The organism is Janthinobacterium sp. CG3 (genome assembly GCF_000344615.1).
Taxonomy (GTDB): Bacteria; Pseudomonadota; Gammaproteobacteria; order Burkholderiales; family Burkholderiaceae_D; genus Janthinobacterium.
Genome location: NZ_KB467824.1, coordinates 5512765 through 5530651, shown reverse-complemented (window position 1 = coordinate 5530651; position 17887 = coordinate 5512765). Strand labels below are relative to the sequence as shown.

Sequence of the window (17887 nt, the reverse complement as noted above, 5' to 3'; positions counted from 1 at the left end):
GGCGCCGCCACCATGAACGAAGCAGGCGTCGACCGCCGCACCCGCCCCACCGAACTCGACCTGCGCCTGCACTTCTTCAAGCAGTTGCAGGCGGTCACCAACAAGATCCACGCCACCAGCAAGCTCGACGAGATCATGCTCGACCTTGGCATGGACTTTTGCGACCTGTTCCACAGCGACCGCTTCACGCTGTACGCGCTCGACGCGGAAAAGGCCTACATCGTCTCGAAGGTGAAGACCGGGCTGACCTCGTTTCGCGACCTGAAGCTGGCGGTGTCGGCGCACAGCATCGCCGGCTACGTCGCGCTGACCAGGAAAACCGTCAACCTGAGCGACGTCTACGACGAGGCCGAACTGAAGCGCCTGTCGCCCGAGCTGCATTTCCAGCAGGGCGTCGACCAGCGCACCGGCTACCGCACCCGCGAAATGCTGGTGGCGCCGCTGGTGGCGGTGCAGTCGAACGAGCTGCTGGGGGTGGTCCAGTTCATCAACAACCGCGACGGCGGGCCGTTCGCCCCGCTCTACCAGGACGGCGTCAAGGAACTGTGCGCGTCGCTGTCGGTGGCGCTGAGCCAGCGCCTGAGGCCCCCGCAACTGCTGCGCGGCAAATACGACGCGCTGGTGGCCGAGGCGGTGCTGTCGGCGGCCGAACTGGAGCAGGCCACCCGCGCCGCGCGCGAGCAGTCGCTCGACCTGGAGGCGGTGCTACTGGACCAATTCCAGGTAACGCCGGCCAGCGTCGGCCAGGCGCTGGCGGCGTTTTACGCGCTGCCGTACGAACCCTTCAAGCGCGAGCGCCTGCGCCCGCTCGAGTTGCTGAAAAACCTGAAGCGCCAGTACGTCGAGCAGAACGGCTGGCTGCCGCTGGAGGACGGCAAGGACGGCCTGCTGGTGCTGGCGCTGGACCCGGAGCGGGTCTGCAACACCAAGATCGTCAACCAGATCTTCCCCAAGTCGAGCGTGGTCTTCCGCGTCTGCGGCCAGCGCGAATTCACCCAGACGGTGGAGTTGTTCTTCGGCGCGGCCAGCGATTCGGGCAGCGTCGGCGACCTGCTGTCGGGCATGCAGGACGGCGACGACGAAGACGGCGCGACGGGCGAGGTGTCGGAGGCGGTCGAGAACGAGCTGGTGAAACTGGTCAACAAGATCATCGTCGACGCCTACCGCCAGGGCGTCTCGGACATCCACATCGAACCGCTGCCGGGCAAGGGCAAGACCGGCATCCGCTTCCGCAAGGACGGCACGCTGGTGCCCTACATCGAGATCCCGGCCAGCTACCGCAGCGCGCTGGTGGCGCGGGTGAAGATCATGTGCGACCTCGACATCTCGGAGCGGCGCAAGCCGCAGGATGGCAAGATCAAGTTCAAGAAATACGGCCCGCTCGACATCGAACTGCGGGTGGCGACCATCCCGTCCAGCGGCGGCGTCGAGGACATCGTCATGCGCATCCTGGCGCAGGGCGAGCCGATCCCGCTGGACAAGCTGGGCGTGCTGCCGTTCAACCTGGAGCGCCTGCGCGGCGCCATTGAAAAACCCTACGGCCTGTTCTTCGTGTGCGGCCCGACCGGCTCCGGCAAGACCACCACGCTGCACTCGGTGCTGAGCCACTTGAACACGCCCGACACCAAGATCTGGACCGTCGAGGACCCGGTCGAGATCACCCAGAAGGGGCTGCGCCAGGTGCAGGTGAACCGCAAGGCCGGGCTCGACTTCGCCACCGTGATGCGGGCCTTCCTGCGGGCCGACCCGGACGTCATCATGGTCGGCGAAATGCGCGACAAGGAGACCGTGGCGATGGGCATCGAAGCCTCGCTGACCGGCCACCTGGTGTTCGCCACGCTGCACACCAACAGCGCGCCGGAGTCGATCGTGCGCCTGCTCGACATGGGCATGGACCCGTTCAACTTCGCCGACGCGCTGCTCGGCATTCTGGCGCAGCGGCTGGCCAAGCGCCTGTGCGCCGGCTGCAAAAGCGCCTACCATCCGGACGCCGCCGAAATCGACCTGCTGCTGAGCGAATTTTGCGTCGAGCTGCACAGCACCGACAGCTTCACGCGCGACGCCGCCGCCGCGCGCGCCGCCGTGCTGGACGGCTGGCGCCGGCGCTACGCCGACGCCGACGGCCGCTTTACGCTGTACCGCGCCGTCGGCTGCGGCGAATGCAACAAGGGCTACCGCGGACGCGTCGGCCTGCACGAGCTGATGCTCGGCAGCGACAAGGTGAAAAAACTGCTGCAAGAGCACAGCCGGGTCGCGCAACTGCTGGCGGCGGCGCTGGAGGACGGCATGCTGACGCTGAAAATGGACGGCATCGAAAAAACCCTGCTGGGCATCACCGACATTAAAATGGTGCGCGCCGTGTGCATCAAATAGTGCTAGCGCGCTCTTCGTCGGTCGGGTTAGCAGGAACGGCGTAAGCCGACATGCCCGCGTCACGCCGGCGTAACGGGTGACGCAGGCATGTTGGATTACCCGGCGCCGACCGGCGTCAACCCCGCCGCCAGGCTGGCGCCCAACAAGCGCTGCTCTTCCAGGATCTCGCGCAGGTGCCGCGGCGTCGTCGTCAGGTTGGTCAGGATGATGCGCAGCACCACGATATCGCCCGGATAGGGCGTCGACTCCAGCACCGTGCGCGAGACGAAGCTCTTGCCGCCGTCCTTCTGCAAGGTCTGCAGCGAGGCGTTCAGCGTATTCAGTTGCAGGTTCAGCGCGGCGGTGTCGGCGGCGCGGCCGGCGGCGAGCGCGGCGCGCAGCGACGCCTGCATCGGCGCCGGCACGTAGCGGTAGGTCAGGATAAAGGTCGGCGAGGCCGAGGTCAGCTCGAAATCCGCGTCGGCGGCGATCAGCCCGCGCATCTGCCCGGCCAGCGCGCCGCACCGCGCCAGCAGCGCGTCGTAGCCGCGCATGCCGAGCAGCTTGAACGACATCCACAGCTTCAACGCGTCGAAGCGGCGCGAGCCTTCCAGCGACGTCTGGCCCAGGTCGCCCGAGCGCGCCCGGATGATGTAGTTGGCGTTGTGCTTCAGGCAGTCCAGGCTGGAGACGTCCTTGAACAGCACCATGCTTTGCGCCATCGTCACCCAGAACAGCTTGTGGCCGTCGATGACGACCGAATCGGCCAGCTCGATGCCGCGGTACAGTTCCTTGTAGCGGTCGGCCAGCAGCAGCGCCCCGCCCCACGCCGCGTCGACGTGGAACCACACCTGCTCGCGTTGGGCGATCGCCGCCAGCTCGGGCAGCGGATCGACGCTGCCGGTTTCGGTGGTGCCGGCAATGCCAACCAGCGCCAGGATCTTCACGCGCCGGGCCTTGAGTTCGTCGATCTTGCGTTGCAGCGCCGCCAGGTCGATGCGGTTGTCGGCGTCGACCGGAACCAGGCACATCGCGTCCTCGCCCAAACCCAGCGTGGCCAGCGCCTTCTTCATCGAATAGTGCGTGCGCGACGACCCCAGCACCACCACGCCGCTGTGCCGCGTTTTTTGCAGCGCCGCGTACAGCCCGGCCTTGCGCACGCCCGGCAACTGGCGCTCCAGCGCCACCGCCAGCGCCGTCAGGTTGCCCATCGTGCCGCCGCCGACCATATTGCCGAGCGGGCGGTTGCCGTCGGCGAAGACGTCGTGGTAAAACGCCTCGTCGTAATCGTAGACGCGCTGGTGCAACCAGCCCAGCACCTTGTTTTCAATCAACGTGGAGACGTAGGCGGTTTCGATCTTGACCTGGTTCTGGTTCAAGGTGGCGATGAAGGCCTCGGCCAGCACCGACATCCAGGGCAGCGCCTGGGTCATGTGGCCGATGTATTTCGGATGGTTCAGCTGCGCGGTATGGGCGAAGACGTCGCGCTCCAGCTCCGCCAGCAGGGCGCCGGCCGCCATGCCCCGCTCCGGCAGGGGCATGCCGTTGAACTCGCGCTTGAGCTGGTCGAACCCGGTGGCCGGATAGGGGTTGGCCCGTTCGGCGGCGAGCCAGCCGGCCATCATCCCCAGCGCCGTTTCCAGCACGGCCGGCGAGCGCGCCAAGCCGCCGATGTCAAAATGCCGCCGCAACAACTCATCCATGCCTAACTCGTCCATCCCGCTTATCTCTTTGTTTGGCGCGGGACGCCAGCGGCCCCGCTTTTGCAGGCGTGAATGTAGCACGCCACCATCTCGAATTGCTGAATATTCCTTCCAGCAACGACGCTAGGGCGTGCCGCGCGCGCAAAAAAAGCCGCCCGGCGAATCGCGGGGCGGCTTGCGGGGCGTACCGCCCGGTGCTGCCTGAGGCGATTTGACGCTTACATGATGAACTGGCCGCACCACCAGGCGATCGCCGCGACGAAGGCCGAGGCCGGGATCGTGAAGATCCAGGCCCAGACGATGTTGCCGGCCACGCCCCAGCGCACCGCCGACATTTTTTGCGACGAGCCGACGCCGACGATGGCGCCGGTGATGGTGTGGGTGGTCGACACCGGGATACCCATCGCGGTGGCGGTAAACAGCGTGATGGCGCCGCCGGTTTCGGCGCAGAAGCCGCCGACCGGTTTCAGCTTGGTGATCTTCTGGCCCATGGTCTTGACGATGCGCCAGCCGCCGAACAGCGTGCCGAAGCTGATCGCCGTGTAGCAGGAGATGATCACCCACAGCGGCGGCGTGGCCTCGCCGGCCTGCGAATAGCCGGCGGCGATCAACAGCATCCAGATGATGCCGATGGTTTTTTGCGCGTCGTTGCCGCCGTGGCCCAGGCTGTACGCCGCGGCCGACACCATTTGCAGGCGGCGGAACCACTTGTCGACCCGGCGCGGGGTCGAGCGCACGAAGACCCACGACACCAGCAGCATTATCAGCGAGCCGAACACGAAGCCCAGCACCGGCGAGAGCACGATGAAAACGACGATTTTGATCAGGCCCGCCGAGACCAGCGCGCCGGTGCCGGACTTGGCCACCGCGGCGCCGACCAGGCCGCCGATCAGCGCGTGCGACGACGACGACGGAATGCCGTAGTACCAGGTGACCAGGTTCCAGACGATGGCGCCCATCAGGGCGCCGAAGATGACGTACTGGTCGACGACGCCGGGGTCGATGGTGCCTTTGCCCACCGTGGTGGCCACCGTCAACTGGTGGAACACGAAGATGGCGACGAAGTTGAAGCAGGCCGCCATCGCCACCGCCGTCTGCGGCTTCAGCACGCCGGTCGAGACCACCGTCGCGATCGCGTTGGCGGCGTCGTGGAAGCCGTTCATGAAGTCGAACACCAGCGCCAGTGCGATCAGCAAGGCGAGCGCGTAGATGCTCATTTGTAGGGTTTGCATGGATTTTTCTTTTCGATTTCTAGCTGTTCAGAACGAGCGACGCCTTAGGCGTTTTCGACGATGATGCCTTCAATGATGTTGGCAACGTCTTCGCAGCGGTCGGTGACGGTTTCCAGAATTTCGTAGATGGCCTTGAGCTTGATCAGGTTGCGCACGTCCGGTTCGTCGCGGAACAGCTTGGACATGGCGGCGCGCATGACGTGGTCGGCGTCCGACTCCAAGCGGTCGATCTCTTCGCAGATGGCGACGATCTGGCGCGAGTTGTCCATGTTGTGCAGCAGGGCGACGGCGTCGCGCACCTTCTCGGTACAGGCCAGCACCAGTTCGGCCAGGCGCTTGGCTTCCGGCGTGACCGCCTTCAGGTCGTACAGCGAGACGGTCTGGGCGGCGTCTTCCATCAGGTCGAGGATGTCGTCCATGCGCGTGATCAGCTGGTGGATCTCGTCGCGGTCGATCGGCGTGATGAAGGTCTTGTGCAGCATCTCGACGGTGGCGTAGGTGACCTTGTCGGCCTGTTTTTCGATGCTTTCAATCGCGTGCACGCGATTTTCCAGGTCGTCGAAGTTGGTCATCAGGCCCAGCATCTCTTTGGCGCCTTTGACGCACAATTCGGCGTGCTGGTTAAACAAATCAAAAAACTTGCCCTCGGTGGGCATCAAGCGTCCAAACATGTCATTCTCCGTTAAGCATTGCGTCGTGATATTTACTACAGAACGCCGCCCCGGGTGGCGGGGCGGCCGATGGAATTGCCAATGAAGCTTAGTCGCCTTGGTACAGCGCCAGGCCACCACTGTAATTGCCAAATTTGGTGTACTGCCCCATGAAGGTGAGGCGGATGCTGCCGATCGGGCCGTTACGCTGTTTGCCGATGATGATCTCGGCGGTGCCTTTGTCGGGCGAGTCGGGGTTGTAGACCTCGTCGCGGTAAATGAACAGGATCACGTCGGCATCCTGTTCGATCGCGCCCGATTCGCGCAAGTCGGACATCACCGGGCGTTTGTTGGGGCGCTGTTCGAGCGAGCGGTTCAGCTGCGACAGCGCGATCACCGGGCAACCGAGTTCCTTGGCCAGCCCCTTCAAGCCGCGCGAGATTTCGGAAATCTCGGTGGCGCGGTTGTCGCCGGGGCTGTTGGCGGACATCAGTTGCAAGTAATCGACGATAATCAGGCCGAGCTTGCCGCACTGGCGCGACAGCCGGCGCGAACGGGCGCGCAGCTCGATCGAGTTCAGCGCCGGCGTCTCGTCGATGTAGAGCTGGGCGTCGTTCATTTTCTGGATCGCGTGGGTCAGGCGCGGCCAGTCCTCGTCGTTCAGGCGGCCGGTGCGCAGGCGGTGCTGGTCGAGCTGGCCGACCGAGCCGAGCATACGCATGGCCAGCTGCGAGCCGCCCATCTCCATCGAGAAGATGGCGACCGGCAGGCCGCTGTCGATGGCGACGTTCTCGCCGATGTTGACCGAAAACGCCGTCTTGCCCATCGACGGGCGGCCGGCGACGATCACCAGGTCGCCCGGCTGCAGGCCCGAGGTCATGCGGTCGAGGTCGATGAAGCCGGTCGGCACGCCGGTGATCTCGCTCTGGTTGTCGCGGCTGTAGAGTTCGTCGATGCGCTCGACGACCTGGGTCAGCAGCGGCTGGATCGCGGTCCAGCCCTGGGCGCCGCGGGCGCCCTCCTCGGCGATGGCGAAAATCTTCGACTCGGCCTCGTCGAGCATCTGCTTGACCTCCTTGCCCTGCGGGCTGAAGGCGGTGCCGGAGATGTCGTCGGCGACGGTGATGAGCTTGCGCAGCACGCCGCGGTCGCGGACGATTTCGGCGTAGCGGCGGATGTTGGCCGCCGACGGCGTGTTTTGCGCCATCGCGTTCAGGTACACCAGGCCGCCGACCTCGTCCGCCTTGCCCAGCTGGGTCAGGGTTTCGTACACGGTGATCACGTCGGCCGGGCGCGAGGCGTTGATCATCTTGACGATTTGCTCGAAGATGATGCGGTGGTCGTAGCGATAGAAATCCTCCGCATGCATGAAGTCGGCGATGCGGTCCCACGCCGCGTTGTCGCGCAGCAAACCGCCGATGACGGATTGTTCTGCTTCGATCGAATGCGGCGGAATACGGAGGGAGTCGAGTTGCGGATCTGAGGGGGCGTTCATGGCGCGAATTATACCCGCTTCGGCGGCGCGGCTAAAAAAAATTGGCGATAAAAAAGCCGGGCGGACCCGGCTTTTTAGCATTACAACAAGCTTGCACCGGCCGTCGGGCCGGTAGCGCTTTACGCGTGCTCGCCGACGACGGCGATGGTGACGTCAACGACGACGTCGGTGTGCAGCGCAACCGACACGGCGTGCTCGCCGGTGGTTTTGAGCGGGCCGTTAGGCATACGCACTTGCGCTTTTTCGACTGCGAAACCTTGCTTCGTCAACGCTTCAGCGATGTCGAAGTTGGTGACGGAACCGAACAGACGGCCATCGACGCCGGCTTTCTGGGCAACTTGAACGGTCATGCCGTTCAGTTTTTCGCCCTGGGCTTGGCAAGCGGCCAGTTTAGCGGCGGCAGCTTTTTCCAGTTCCGCGCGCTTGACTTCGAATTCAGCGATAGCGGTAGCGGTAGCACGGCGAGCCATGCGTTGCGGGATCAGGAAGTTACGAGCGTAACCGTCTTTGACTTTGACGACTTCGCCGAGGTTGCCGACGTTAGCGACTTTTTCTAACAGAATGATTTGCATATTTCTCTCCAGGAATTCTCTGACGCCAGCAATTAAGCGTGGTGCAGGTCGGTGTATGGCAGCAGCGCGAGGAAGCGGGCGCGCTTGATTGCGGTGTCAACTTGGCGCTGGTAGTGCGCTTTGGTACCGGTCAGGCGTGCTGGCATGATCTTGCCGTTTTCCTGGACGAAATCTTTCAGCGTATCGACGTCTTTGTAGTCGACTTGTTCAACGTGCGCGGCGGTGAAGCGGCAGAACTTCTTACGTTTGAACAGCGGGTTTTGCTGTTTGCGCTTTTCTTTAAGCTTGAGCTTGTTTTTGTCGAACTTTTTACCGAATGCCATTTGAGGCTCCTGTATCTAATAAATGCGCTAGTCTGAATTGACAGCACTAAAATCAATGATGTGAAACACCAGGCTTTTACTGTTGCGGCTCTTGCGAGCCAGGAAACCGGTGAACTGATAGACCCCGCCCAAGGCTGCCTCACTGAACCGGCCTGAGATTTCGCCAGCGGCAAGCGCGGCGACGTCAAACTCGGTCAAGCGGGCGATGCCGGCCTCCATTTGTTGCGAACTGTGCTGCAATACTGCATTCACAATCGGCATACCCGCCGGGGTGTAGCGCAATACTTCGCGCTCGGCAATGACGGCGACAACTTGTAGCTGGTTCAGCTCAGGTTCCCGAACAACAATTAAGCTGCGACGGCGGCGGCAGCCGCAGGCGCTTCGGTGCGATGGCTTTTGGCCGCGTCTTCACGTTGAACCGACTTCATCATCGGCGAAGGAGCTGTTTCAGCTTTCTTCATCTTGACGGTCAGATGACGCAACACGGCATCATTGAATTTGAATGCTGTTTCCAATTCGACCAGGGTCTCATTGTCGCACTCGATGTTCATGCAGATGTAGTGTGCTTTGGCGAGTTTTTGGATCGAGTAAGCCATTTGACGGCGGCCCCAATCTTCCACGCGGTGAACCGAACCGCCGCGTGTCGACACACTGGCTTTGTAACGTTCGATCATGGCGGGCACTTGCTCGCTCTGGTCCGGATGGACGATAAATACTATTTCATAATGACGCATGCAAACTCCTTAAGGACGGATTGATAATCGCCCACCTCGGCGTCAAGACGAGTGTGGGAAGCGGTGAGCCGAAGATTATAACGCCTTTTTTGTCAATACTCAACACCCGTGTTGCGCGCCGCCGCCGCGCAACACGGGCTGGGTGCTGGTTTTCGGCATTATTTCTCAAAAACGGGTAAAAGCCCTTGCATTGGCGTCGATACTGTACAAAAATACAGTCTGTTTATATAGACAGCATTTCACGATGCGCGGACCCCGATGATCAAGCTCACTGCACGGCAAGAACAAATTCTGAATCTGATCAAGGATGCGATTGAGAATACCGGCTTCCCGCCGACCCGCGCGGAGATCGCCAACGAACTGGGCTTCAAGTCGGCCAACGCCGCCGAGGAGCATTTGCAGGCGCTGGCGCGCAAGGGCGCCATCGAGATTTCGCCCGGCACCTCGCGCGGCATCCGCCTGATCGGCGCCTCCGTCGACGCGCCCGCCGCGCGCGTGCCGACCTCGCTGATGATGTCGCTGCCGCTGATCGGCCGCGTCGCGGCCGGCTCGCCGATGCTGGCGCAGGAGCACGTCGAGACCCATTACCAGGTCGACCCGGCGATGTTTTCGGCCCGCCCCGATTTCCTGCTGAAGGTGCGCGGCGAGTCGATGCGCGACGCCGGCATCATGGACGGCGATTTGCTGGCGGTGAAAAAGGTCGACAGCGCCAAGAACGGCCAGATCGTCGTGGCGCGCATCGGCAACGACGTCACCGTCAAGCGCTACCGCAAGACCGGCAGCCTGATCGAGCTGCTGCCGGAGAACCCGGACTTCAAGATCATCAAGGTCGATCCGGAAGCCGACGAGTTCGCCATCGAGGGCTTGGCGGTCGGCCTGATGCGCAGCTGGCATTGAGATCGATGAAAGAATAGTGCAAAAAGCCGGCCTCCTGGGCCGGCTTTTTTGTTGACCCGCAGCGTGTCGCGGGTCGGATTGCGCCGTTCCGGCCAACCCGAGCGACGACAACCGCACCAACTAGCCGGCCAAGGCGGCGCGGAAGTCGTCCAGCAGGTCGGCGCTGTCTTCGATGCCGACCGAGACGCGGATCAGCGATTCGGCGATGCCCATCGAGGCGCGCCGCTCGGCGCCCATTTCAAAGAAGATGGTGTGGGCGACCGGGATCACCAGCGTGCGGGTGTCGCCCAGGTTGCTGGCCGGGATCGCCAACTTCAGCCGGTTCAGGAAGTCGAAGCAGTCGATGCCGTCCTTCAACTCAAAGCTGAACAGGAAGCCGTAGCCGCGGAACAGTTCGCCGGCGAGGGCGTGCTGCGGGTGCGAGGCCAGGCCCGGGTAGTGCACGGCGGCGACGCGCTCGTCCGCCTCCAGCAGTTGCGCCAGCGCCATGGCGTTGGCGCAGGCGCGCTCCATGCGCAGCGCCAACGTTTCGGCGCCGACGGCGATGCTGTGCGCCGCCTCCGGCCCCAGCGAGGCGCCGAAGTCGCGCAAGCCCTTGGCGCGGATCTGCGCCATGCCCCATTGCTTAGGCGCGGCCTTCTTGTAGTTCTCGACGATGTTCGGGAAGCGGCTCCAGTCGTAGGCGCCGGTGTCGGTCAGGCAGCCGCCAAGCGCGTCGCCATGGCCGCCGATCGACTTGGTCAGCGCGTTCACCACCAGGCCGGCGTGCACCGCCTTCGGGCGGAACAGGTAGGGCGAGGTCATCGAGTTGTCGACGATGTAGAGGATGCCGCGCCGCTGGCACAGTTCGCCGATGCGCTCCAGGTCGGCGATCTGGGTGCGCGGGTTGGCGATGGTTTCGACGAAAACCATGCGCGTCGCCGGCGTGAGCGCCGCGGCGACCCGCCCGACGTCGGTGGCGTCGACGAAGGCGACGCCGACGCCCTGCCCGGCCACCGTTTGCCACAGGCTGTTGGTGTTGCCGAACAGGAAGGACGACGAGACCACGTGGTCGCCGGCGCGCAACAGCGCCTGGAACACGGCGCCGATGGCGCCCATGCCGGTGGCGAAGCAGATGCTGGCGACGCCGTCTTCCATCTTGGTGATTTTATCTTCCAGCGCCGAGACGGTCGGGTTGCCCTGGCGGCCGTAGCGGAAGCCCGGCTCCTTGCCCTGGAATACCGAGGCGAGCTGGCGCGCGTCGGCGTAGCCGAAAGCCACCGAGGTGTGGATCGGCCGGTGCAGCGAGCCGTGTTCGATCGACTTCTGGCGGTCGCCGTGCAGGATGGTGGTGGTAAAGCCGTAGTTTTTTGTGTCGCTCATGGTTTTTCCGGAAACGCCGCCGCGCGTGCGCGCGGGCAAAAAAAAGCCCGGCGCAAGCCGGGCGCGCCATCACCCTTCGGTGGTGGCGAGGTTGAGGTTCAGCTGCGAACGCGGGGTGTCTTCCACCGCCGCCGCCTTCGGATTGTGGCGCGCGTACTCAAGACGGTCGAGATAGGCTTGCGACACATCGCCGGTGACGTAGACGCCGTCGAAGCACGAGGCTTCGAAGTTCGTCAGCGCCGGGTTGACGTCCGAAATGGCGCGCTTGAGCGCGTCGATGTCCTGGTACACCAGGGCGTCGGCGGTGATTTCGCGGCACACTTCCTCGGTGGTGCGGCCGTAGGCGATCAGCTCGTCGCGGGTCGGCATGTCGATGCCGTACACGTTCGGGAAGATCACCGGCGGCGCGGCCGAGGCGAAGATGACTTTCTTGGCGCCGGCTTCGCGCGCCATCTGCACGATTTCACGGCTGGTGGTGCCGCGCACGATCGAATCGTCGACCAGCAGCACGACCTTGTCCTTGAACTCGGAGGCGATGGCGTTGAGCTTCTGGCGCACCGATTTCTTGCGCATGGCCTGGCCCGGCATCAGGAAGGTGCGGCCGATGTAACGGTTCTTGATGAAACCTTCGCGGTATTCGATGTTCAGCGCCAGCGCCAGTTGGATCGCGGCCGGACGGGACGAGTCGGGAATCGGCATGACGACGTCGATTTCGCCTTCCGGGAATTCCTTGCGGATCTTCTCGGCCAGGTATTCGCCCATTTTCAGGCGCGTCGCGTAGACCGAGGCGCCGTCGATGATCGAGTCCGGGCGGGCCAGGTAGACGTATTCGAAGACGCAGGGGTTCAGGCTCGGGTTGTCGGCGCATTGCTGGCTGTGCAGCACGCCGTCGAGGTCGATGAAGACCGCTTCGCCCGGCGCGATGTCGCGCACGAAGCGGAAGCCCATGCCTTCGAGCGCGACCGATTCGCTGGCCACCATGTATTCGGTGCCCTTGTCGCTTTCGATGATGCCCATGCACAGCGGACGGATGCCGAACGGGTCGCGGAAGGCCAGCAGGCCCAGGCCGGCGATTTGCGCCACGGCGGCGTAGGCGCCGCGCACGCGGCGGTGCAGCACGGTGACGGCCTTGAAGACGGCGGCCGGGTCGAGCGTCAGCGCGCTGGTGGCTTCGTCGATTTCATGCGCCAGCACGTTGAGCAACACTTCCGAGTCGGAGTCGGTGTTGATGTGGCGGCGGTCGTTCTTGAACATCTCGGTCTTGAGTTGTTCCCAGTTGGTCAGGTTGCCATTGTGCGCCAGCGTGATGCCGAACGGGGCGTTGACGTAGAACGGCTGCGCTTCCTCCTCGCTGGACGAGCCGGCGGTCGGATAGCGGCAGTGGCCGATACCCGAGTTGCCTTGCAGCGAACGCATGTTGCGGGTGCGGAAAACGTCACGGACCAGGCCGTTGGCCTTGTGCATGGAAAACATACTGCTGTGATTGGTCGCGATCCCTGCCGCGTCCTGACCGCGATGCTGCAACAGCAGCAAGGCATCATAGAGCATTTGATTAACAGGTTGATGAGAAACGACGCCGACGATGCCACACATGGTGTGCTCCTAAACTGGTGCTACTGATTTTAAAAAAATTCAAAATTGCACGTACTGCGCGTAAGCGGCCGGCAGAAAGGGCTTGATGGTGCGGGCCCCGCTTTCCGCCAGCGGACTTAACAGCGCGTGTTTCCAGAAAGCCTGCTGTGGGATCGACGTCATCCCGCACAAGATAACGGCGGCCAACACGATGACCAGGCCGCGCGCCAGGCCGAACAGGCCGCCGAGGCCGCGGTCGGCGAGGCTCAGGCCGGTTGCCGTGACCAGCGCGTCCACCGCCATGGCGAGCAGCCCCATCAACAGGCGCACGCCGATAAACAACACCACGAACGCCACCATCAGGCGTATCACCTGGCCGGGTATAACATCCGGCAACAACGCCGCCAGCGCCGCGCCATAGGCGTTGGCGACGACGAAGGCGACCACCCAGCTCACCAGCGACAGCATTTCCTTGACCAGGCCGCGCAGCGTGCTGATGACCACCGAGCAGATCAGCACGAACAAGACCAGGTAGTCGAACAGCGTCACGCCGCCCGCCCTTGCTGGCCGCTCGCCGCCATCTTTGGCGTCAAGCCGGCACCAGGCTGCCGCCCAGGCCCAGCTTGCTCAACTTGGCGCGCGCCTTCTCGGCGTCTTCCTTGCTGCCGAACGGCCCCACCCGCACGCGGATGCGCTCGCCCGTCGGGGTCGGCACCTTCTGCGTGTAGGAGTGGATGCCCGCTTCCTTCAGCCTGCCCTGCAATTCGTCGACCTTGTCCTGGGTCGCCAGCGCGGCAACCTGCACCACGAACTTGCCGGAGCCGGCCTCCTGCGGCTTAACCGCCGGCTTGCCTTCCAAAATCGCCAGCGCGCGCGTGGCGTCTTCGGCCGGCTGGGCCGGCTTGGCGGCCGGTTTCGGCTCGACCGGTTTGGGCTCGACCGGCTTGGCCTCGGCCTGGCGGGTCTCGTGCGGCTTGGATTCGGGCTTCGGCTTCGGTTCCGGCTTTAGCTCCGGCTTTGGCGCGACCCTGCCCTCGGCCTTCGGCGCGTCCGGTTTGGTCGCGACCTTGGCCTCGACTTTGGGCGCTTCCGGTTTCACCGGCTTCGGTTCAATGTGAGTCTTTACTTCGGCGAGCACCGGCGGCGCCACTGGCGTCGGCGCCACCTTGACAGGCGCCGCCGGCACCGGCGCCGCGGCATCGTCAACGATTTCCTCGGACTGGTCAAGGGCGTCGCCGGCCGCCACGCGCGACGACACCGAACCCGACGCCGACGTGGCGGCGCCGTGCTGCGCGGCCGGCTTGTCCTTCGACGGGATCTGGATCGCGATATCGGAGGCCAGCGGCTTCGGTTCGGAATCGAGCAGCATCGGCAAGCCGACCGCCACCCCCAGCGCCAGCGCGACGGCGCCGACCAAACGGCGGCGCGCGCGTTTCTTCTCCGGCAGCACCGGATCGGCGGCGTCCTTGCCGCCGCGGCGCGGCCCGGCGCCGGCGCTGTTGCCGGCGTTGCTGGCGCGCTTGGAGCGCGCCTTCGCAGTCGCGCCCTGGTCGTCGGCGGTGTAAAAGCCGCTGTCTTCGCCAGCGCCATCTTGCTTGTTTTTACTAAATTTCGAGAACAAGCCCATGCGTGATATTTTTCGGTGGAATACGGTCAGTGAAGTGAGGATTTTCGGGCCATCATCACGCCGGCGACGGTCAGGAAGGAGCCAAAGACCACAATTCTATCATTCTCGCCGGCCCGGCTCATCGCATTTGCATATGCCTGGGCTGGATTGGGGAAAATAGTGACGCTGCGCTCGTCGCTATCGTCCCTGCCGGCCAGCATCGATTGCGCCTTCGCCGCCAGCTCGGAGGCCGTCGCCGCGCGCGCCGACGGCAGGTCGCAGACGCACCAATGGTCGACGTGCTCGCCCATCGCCGCCATCACGCCGTCGATGTCCTTGTCGAGCATCGAGCCGAACACCGCGTAGGTATAGGGATGGAAGCCCATATTGCCCAGGTTCTGGTTCAGCGCGGCGGCCGCGTGCGGGTTGTGGGCGACGTCGAGGATCACCGCCGGGCGTCCCGGCAGCACCTGGAAACGGCCCGGCAGTTCCACCGTCACCAGGCCGGTGCGCACTTCCTGCGCGCCCACCGGCAAGTCCAGCTTGAGCACCTCCAGCGCGGCCAGCACGGCGGCGGCGTTGAGGATCTGGTTGGCGCCGCGCAGGCTCGGATAGGCCAGCGCGTGGCGCCGTTGCACCCGCCCGCCGTAGTTCCACTGCTGCTTGTCGCCCGAATAGTTGAAGTCGCGGCCCATCAGCCACAGGTCGGCGCCGATCGCCCCGGCGTGCTCGATCAGCGACTGCGGCGGCACCGGGTCGCTGCAAATGGCGGCCTTGCCGGCGCGGAAAATGCCGGCCTTCTCGAAACCGATCGCCTCGCGCGTGCTGCCCAGGTAGTCGGTGTGGTCGATGTCGATGCTGGTGACGATGGCGACGTCGGCGTCGATGACGTTGACGGCGTCCAGGCGCCCGCCCAGGCCGACCTCGAGGATTGCCACGTCCAGCCCGGCGCCGGCCAGCAGGTGCATGATCGCCAGCGTGGTGAACTCGAAGTAGGTCAGCGGCGTGTCGCCGCGCACCGCCTCGACGGCCACAAAGCTGGCCACCAGCTCGGCGTCGCCGGCCATGTTGCCGTTGACGCGGGCGCGCTCGTTGAAGTCGAGGAAATGCGGCTTGATGTACAGGCCGACCTTGTAACCGGCGCGCAGCAGCACCGACTCCAGCATGGCGCAGGTGGAGCCCTTGCCGTTGGTGCCGGCGACCATGATGACCGGGCAGTCGAAGCGCAGCGCCATGCGCGCCTTGACCGCTTGCACGCGGTCCAGGCCCATGTTGATCTGGGTTTCGGAATGCCGGGTTTCCAGCATGGCGAGCCAGTCCGGCAGAGTAGTGGGGAGGTTGGGCATGGCGGGGCTTTACGTGAAAGCGGCGCGCCGGCGGAACAATTTCCCGTTGGCGCGCCGCGAATAAAACGACAACAAATTAAGCGAGGACCTCGACGGCCTGGTTTTGCAGCAAGGCCAGCAGGCGGGCGATTTCTTCGCGCATCTTGCGCCGGTCGACGATCATGTCGACGGCACCCTTGGTGACCAGGAACTCGGCGCGCTGGAAGCCTTCCGGCAGTTTTTCGCGCACGGTGTTTTCAATCACCCGCGGGCCGGCGAAGCCGATCAGCGCCTTCGGCTCGGCGATCACGACGTCGCCCATGAAGGCGAACGAGGCGGACACGCCGCCCATGGTCGGATCGGTCAGCACGCTGATGAACGGCAGCTTCTTCTCGGACAGCTTGGTCAGCATCGCGGTGGTCTTGGCCATCTGCAACAGCGACAGCAAGCCTTCCTGCATGCGCGCGCCGCCGGTGGCGGTGATGCAAATAAACGGCACCTTCTGCTCCAGCGCGACCTGGGCGCCGCGCACGAAGCGCTCGCCGACGACCGAACCCATCGAGCCGCCCATGAATTCGAATTCGAAGCACGCCACCACCACCGGCAGGCTCATGATGGCGCCGCCCAGCACCACCATCGCGTCGGTCTCGCCGGTCGCTTCCATGGCCGACTTCAGGCGGTCCGGGTATTTTTTGCTGTCTTTGAATTTGAGGGTGTCGACCGGCAGGATTTCCTGGCCGATTTCATAGCGGCCGCCGGCGTCGAGCAAGCCGTCCAGGCGGGCGCGCGCGCGGATGCGCATGTGGTGGTCGCACTTCGGGCAAACATGCAGGTTCGACTCCAGGTCGGTGCGGTACAGCACGGCTTCGCACGACGGGCATTTGACCCACAGGCCTTCCGGCATGGTTTTGCGCGCCGCGGCGTCGGAACGTTGAATCCGCGGGGGCAGCAATTTTTCTAACCAACTCATATTCTCTCCTATGGCCCTGTCGGGCAGACGGTTACTCCGGCAAGCGGCGCACGGGCCCGGCGGCCCCGCCGGGGCGGGGCTATGCGCCCGACCCGACGGGCCGGCGGCCCCGTCCCATCCTTGCTTCACCAGTGATAGCTTCGTTCAGTGGCCGTAGTGTAGCCGTTTAGGGCCGGGCTGTCGAACTTGCCCCAAAACAATTATCAAAGTGGGCGGCGGCGTCCGGCCTCATCTACTGTCGCTTTGCGCCGCAACGCCGTTGCGGCGTCAGGCGTCGAGCGCCTCGCGGATGCCGGCGACGAAGCTGCGCACGGCGGCGGGCGCTCCCTGCGGCGGCGCATTCTCGATTTCCTGGATGATGCGGCTGCCGATGACGACCGCGTCGGCCACCGCCGCCACCGCCTTCGCCGTGGCGGCGTCGCGGATGCCGAAACCGACGCCGATCGGCAGCTTGACGTGGCGGCGGATCGCCGCCAGCCGCTCGGCCACCTGGACGGTGTCGATATTGCCGGCGCCGGTGACGCCCTTGAGCGACACGTAATAGCTGAAGCCGCCGCCAACCTTGGCGACCTGGGCGATGCGTTCCTCGGTCGAGGTCGGCGCCAGCAGGAAGATCATGTCGAGGCCGTTGGCGCGCATCGCCGCGGCGAACTCCTCGCATTCCTCGGGCGGATAGTCGACGATGATGGCGCCGTCGGCGCCGGCCGCCTTCGAGGCGGCGATAAACGCCTCGGCGCCCATGCGTTCGAGCGGATTGGCGTAACCCATCAGCACCACCGGGGTGCTCTGGTTGGTTTCGCGGAAGCGGCGCACGTATTCGAAGACGTCCTTCAGGCCGATGTTGAATTTCAACGCGCGCTCGCAGGCGCGCTGGATCACCGGGCCTTCGGCCATCGGATCGGAAAACGGCACGCCCAGTTCGAGGATGTCGGCGCCGCCCTCGACCAGCGCGTGCATCAGCGGCAGCGTCAATTCCGGGCCGGGGTCGCCGGCGGTGATGAAGGTGACCAGGGCGGTTTTTTTCTGCGCCGCGAGCGCGGCGAATGTGGCGGTGATTCTGGACATGGATGGCTTTCTATGATTGTGTGGAATGG

General features: G+C 64.5%; 17 protein-coding genes. 2 read left to right on the top strand and 15 right to left on the bottom strand.

Going from position 1 to position 17887, the window contains the following annotated elements; genetic code table 11:
• Positions 1-12: 12 nt before the first annotated feature.
• Entirely contained in the window at positions 13-2373 is a 2361-nt protein-coding gene (locus JANGC3_RS0124550; RefSeq protein ID WP_017879145.1) for a GspE/PulE family protein, read from the top strand.
• A gap of 95 nt (positions 2374-2468) precedes the next feature.
• On the opposite strand, the gene JANGC3_RS0124545 is transcribed toward JANGC3_RS0124550, so the two are convergent.
• From JANGC3_RS0124545 to rpsF, 8 genes are all read right to left on the bottom strand, one after another.
• Entirely contained in the window at positions 2469-4055 is a 1587-nt protein-coding gene (locus tag JANGC3_RS0124545) for a pyridoxal-dependent decarboxylase (RefSeq protein WP_017879144.1), read from the bottom strand.
• Between the two features lie 218 nt (positions 4056-4273).
• Complete coding sequence (locus JANGC3_RS0124540) at positions 4274-5287, bottom strand: inorganic phosphate transporter (protein ID WP_026133465.1); 1014 nt, start codon at positions 5285-5287, stop codon at positions 4274-4276.
• A gap of 44 nt (positions 5288-5331) precedes the next feature.
• Positions 5332-5958: a DUF47 domain-containing protein gene (locus JANGC3_RS0124535; RefSeq protein ID WP_017879142.1), complete on the bottom strand. Its 627-nt coding sequence runs from the start codon at positions 5956-5958 to the stop codon at positions 5332-5334.
• A gap of 88 nt (positions 5959-6046) precedes the next feature.
• Positions 6047-7432: a replicative DNA helicase gene (locus tag JANGC3_RS0124530; RefSeq protein WP_017879141.1), complete on the bottom strand. Its 1386-nt coding sequence runs from the start codon at positions 7430-7432 to the stop codon at positions 6047-6049.
• Between the two features lie 119 nt (positions 7433-7551).
• Positions 7552-8004: a 50S ribosomal protein L9 gene (gene rplI / locus JANGC3_RS30055; RefSeq protein WP_035787940.1), complete on the bottom strand. Its 453-nt coding sequence runs from the start codon at positions 8002-8004 to the stop codon at positions 7552-7554.
• Between the two features lie 32 nt (positions 8005-8036).
• Positions 8037-8327: a 30S ribosomal protein S18 gene (rpsR, locus tag JANGC3_RS0124515; protein ID WP_010400024.1), complete on the bottom strand. Its 291-nt coding sequence runs from the start codon at positions 8325-8327 to the stop codon at positions 8037-8039.
• A gap of 27 nt (positions 8328-8354) precedes the next feature.
• The gene (gene priB, locus JANGC3_RS0124510; protein ID WP_026133464.1) at positions 8355-8654 is read right to left on the bottom strand and encodes a primosomal replication protein N; all 300 of its coding nucleotides are present in this window, start codon (positions 8652-8654) and stop codon (positions 8355-8357) included.
• Positions 8655-8674: 20 nt separating this feature from the next.
• A complete protein-coding gene (gene rpsF, locus JANGC3_RS0124505; protein ID WP_017879137.1) occupies positions 8675-9061 on the bottom strand; it encodes a 30S ribosomal protein S6 in 387 nt (128 codons plus the stop codon).
• A gap of 258 nt (positions 9062-9319) precedes the next feature.
• Here rpsF and lexA point away from each other — a divergent pair, with 258 nt between their 5' ends.
• Entirely contained in the window at positions 9320-9958 is a 639-nt protein-coding gene (gene lexA / locus JANGC3_RS0124500) for a transcriptional repressor LexA (protein ID WP_026133463.1), read from the top strand.
• Positions 9959-10078: 120 nt separating this feature from the next.
• Here lexA and JANGC3_RS0124495 read toward each other — a convergent pair whose 3' ends face one another.
• The 7 genes from JANGC3_RS0124495 to trpA form a co-directional block, all read right to left on the bottom strand.
• Positions 10079-11320 (bottom strand): cystathionine gamma-synthase family protein, encoded by a 1242-nt coding sequence (locus JANGC3_RS0124495; protein WP_026133462.1) that lies wholly within the window; start codon positions 11318-11320, stop codon positions 10079-10081.
• 69 nt (positions 11321-11389) lie between these two features.
• Positions 11390-12913 (bottom strand): amidophosphoribosyltransferase, encoded by a 1524-nt coding sequence (gene purF / locus JANGC3_RS0124490; protein ID WP_026133461.1) that lies wholly within the window; start codon positions 12911-12913, stop codon positions 11390-11392.
• Positions 12914-12952: 39 nt separating this feature from the next.
• Positions 12953-13441: a CvpA family protein gene (locus JANGC3_RS0124485; RefSeq protein ID WP_017879134.1), complete on the bottom strand. Its 489-nt coding sequence runs from the start codon at positions 13439-13441 to the stop codon at positions 12953-12955.
• 40 nt (positions 13442-13481) lie between these two features.
• Positions 13482-14519 carry an SPOR domain-containing protein gene (locus tag JANGC3_RS0124480; protein ID WP_017879133.1) on the bottom strand — a complete coding sequence of 346 codons (1038 nt, stop codon included), beginning with the start codon at positions 14517-14519 and terminating at the stop codon, positions 13482-13484.
• 26 nt (positions 14520-14545) lie between these two features.
• Complete coding sequence (gene folC / locus JANGC3_RS0124475) at positions 14546-15844, bottom strand: bifunctional tetrahydrofolate synthase/dihydrofolate synthase (protein WP_026133460.1); 1299 nt, start codon at positions 15842-15844, stop codon at positions 14546-14548.
• 76 nt (positions 15845-15920) lie between these two features.
• Positions 15921-16793: an acetyl-CoA carboxylase, carboxyltransferase subunit beta gene (accD, locus tag JANGC3_RS0124470; RefSeq protein WP_026133459.1), complete on the bottom strand. Its 873-nt coding sequence runs from the start codon at positions 16791-16793 to the stop codon at positions 15921-15923.
• A gap of 267 nt (positions 16794-17060) precedes the next feature.
• Entirely contained in the window at positions 17061-17858 is a 798-nt protein-coding gene (trpA, locus tag JANGC3_RS0124465; protein WP_017879130.1) for a tryptophan synthase subunit alpha, read from the bottom strand.
• Positions 17859-17887: the final 29 nt, after the last annotated feature.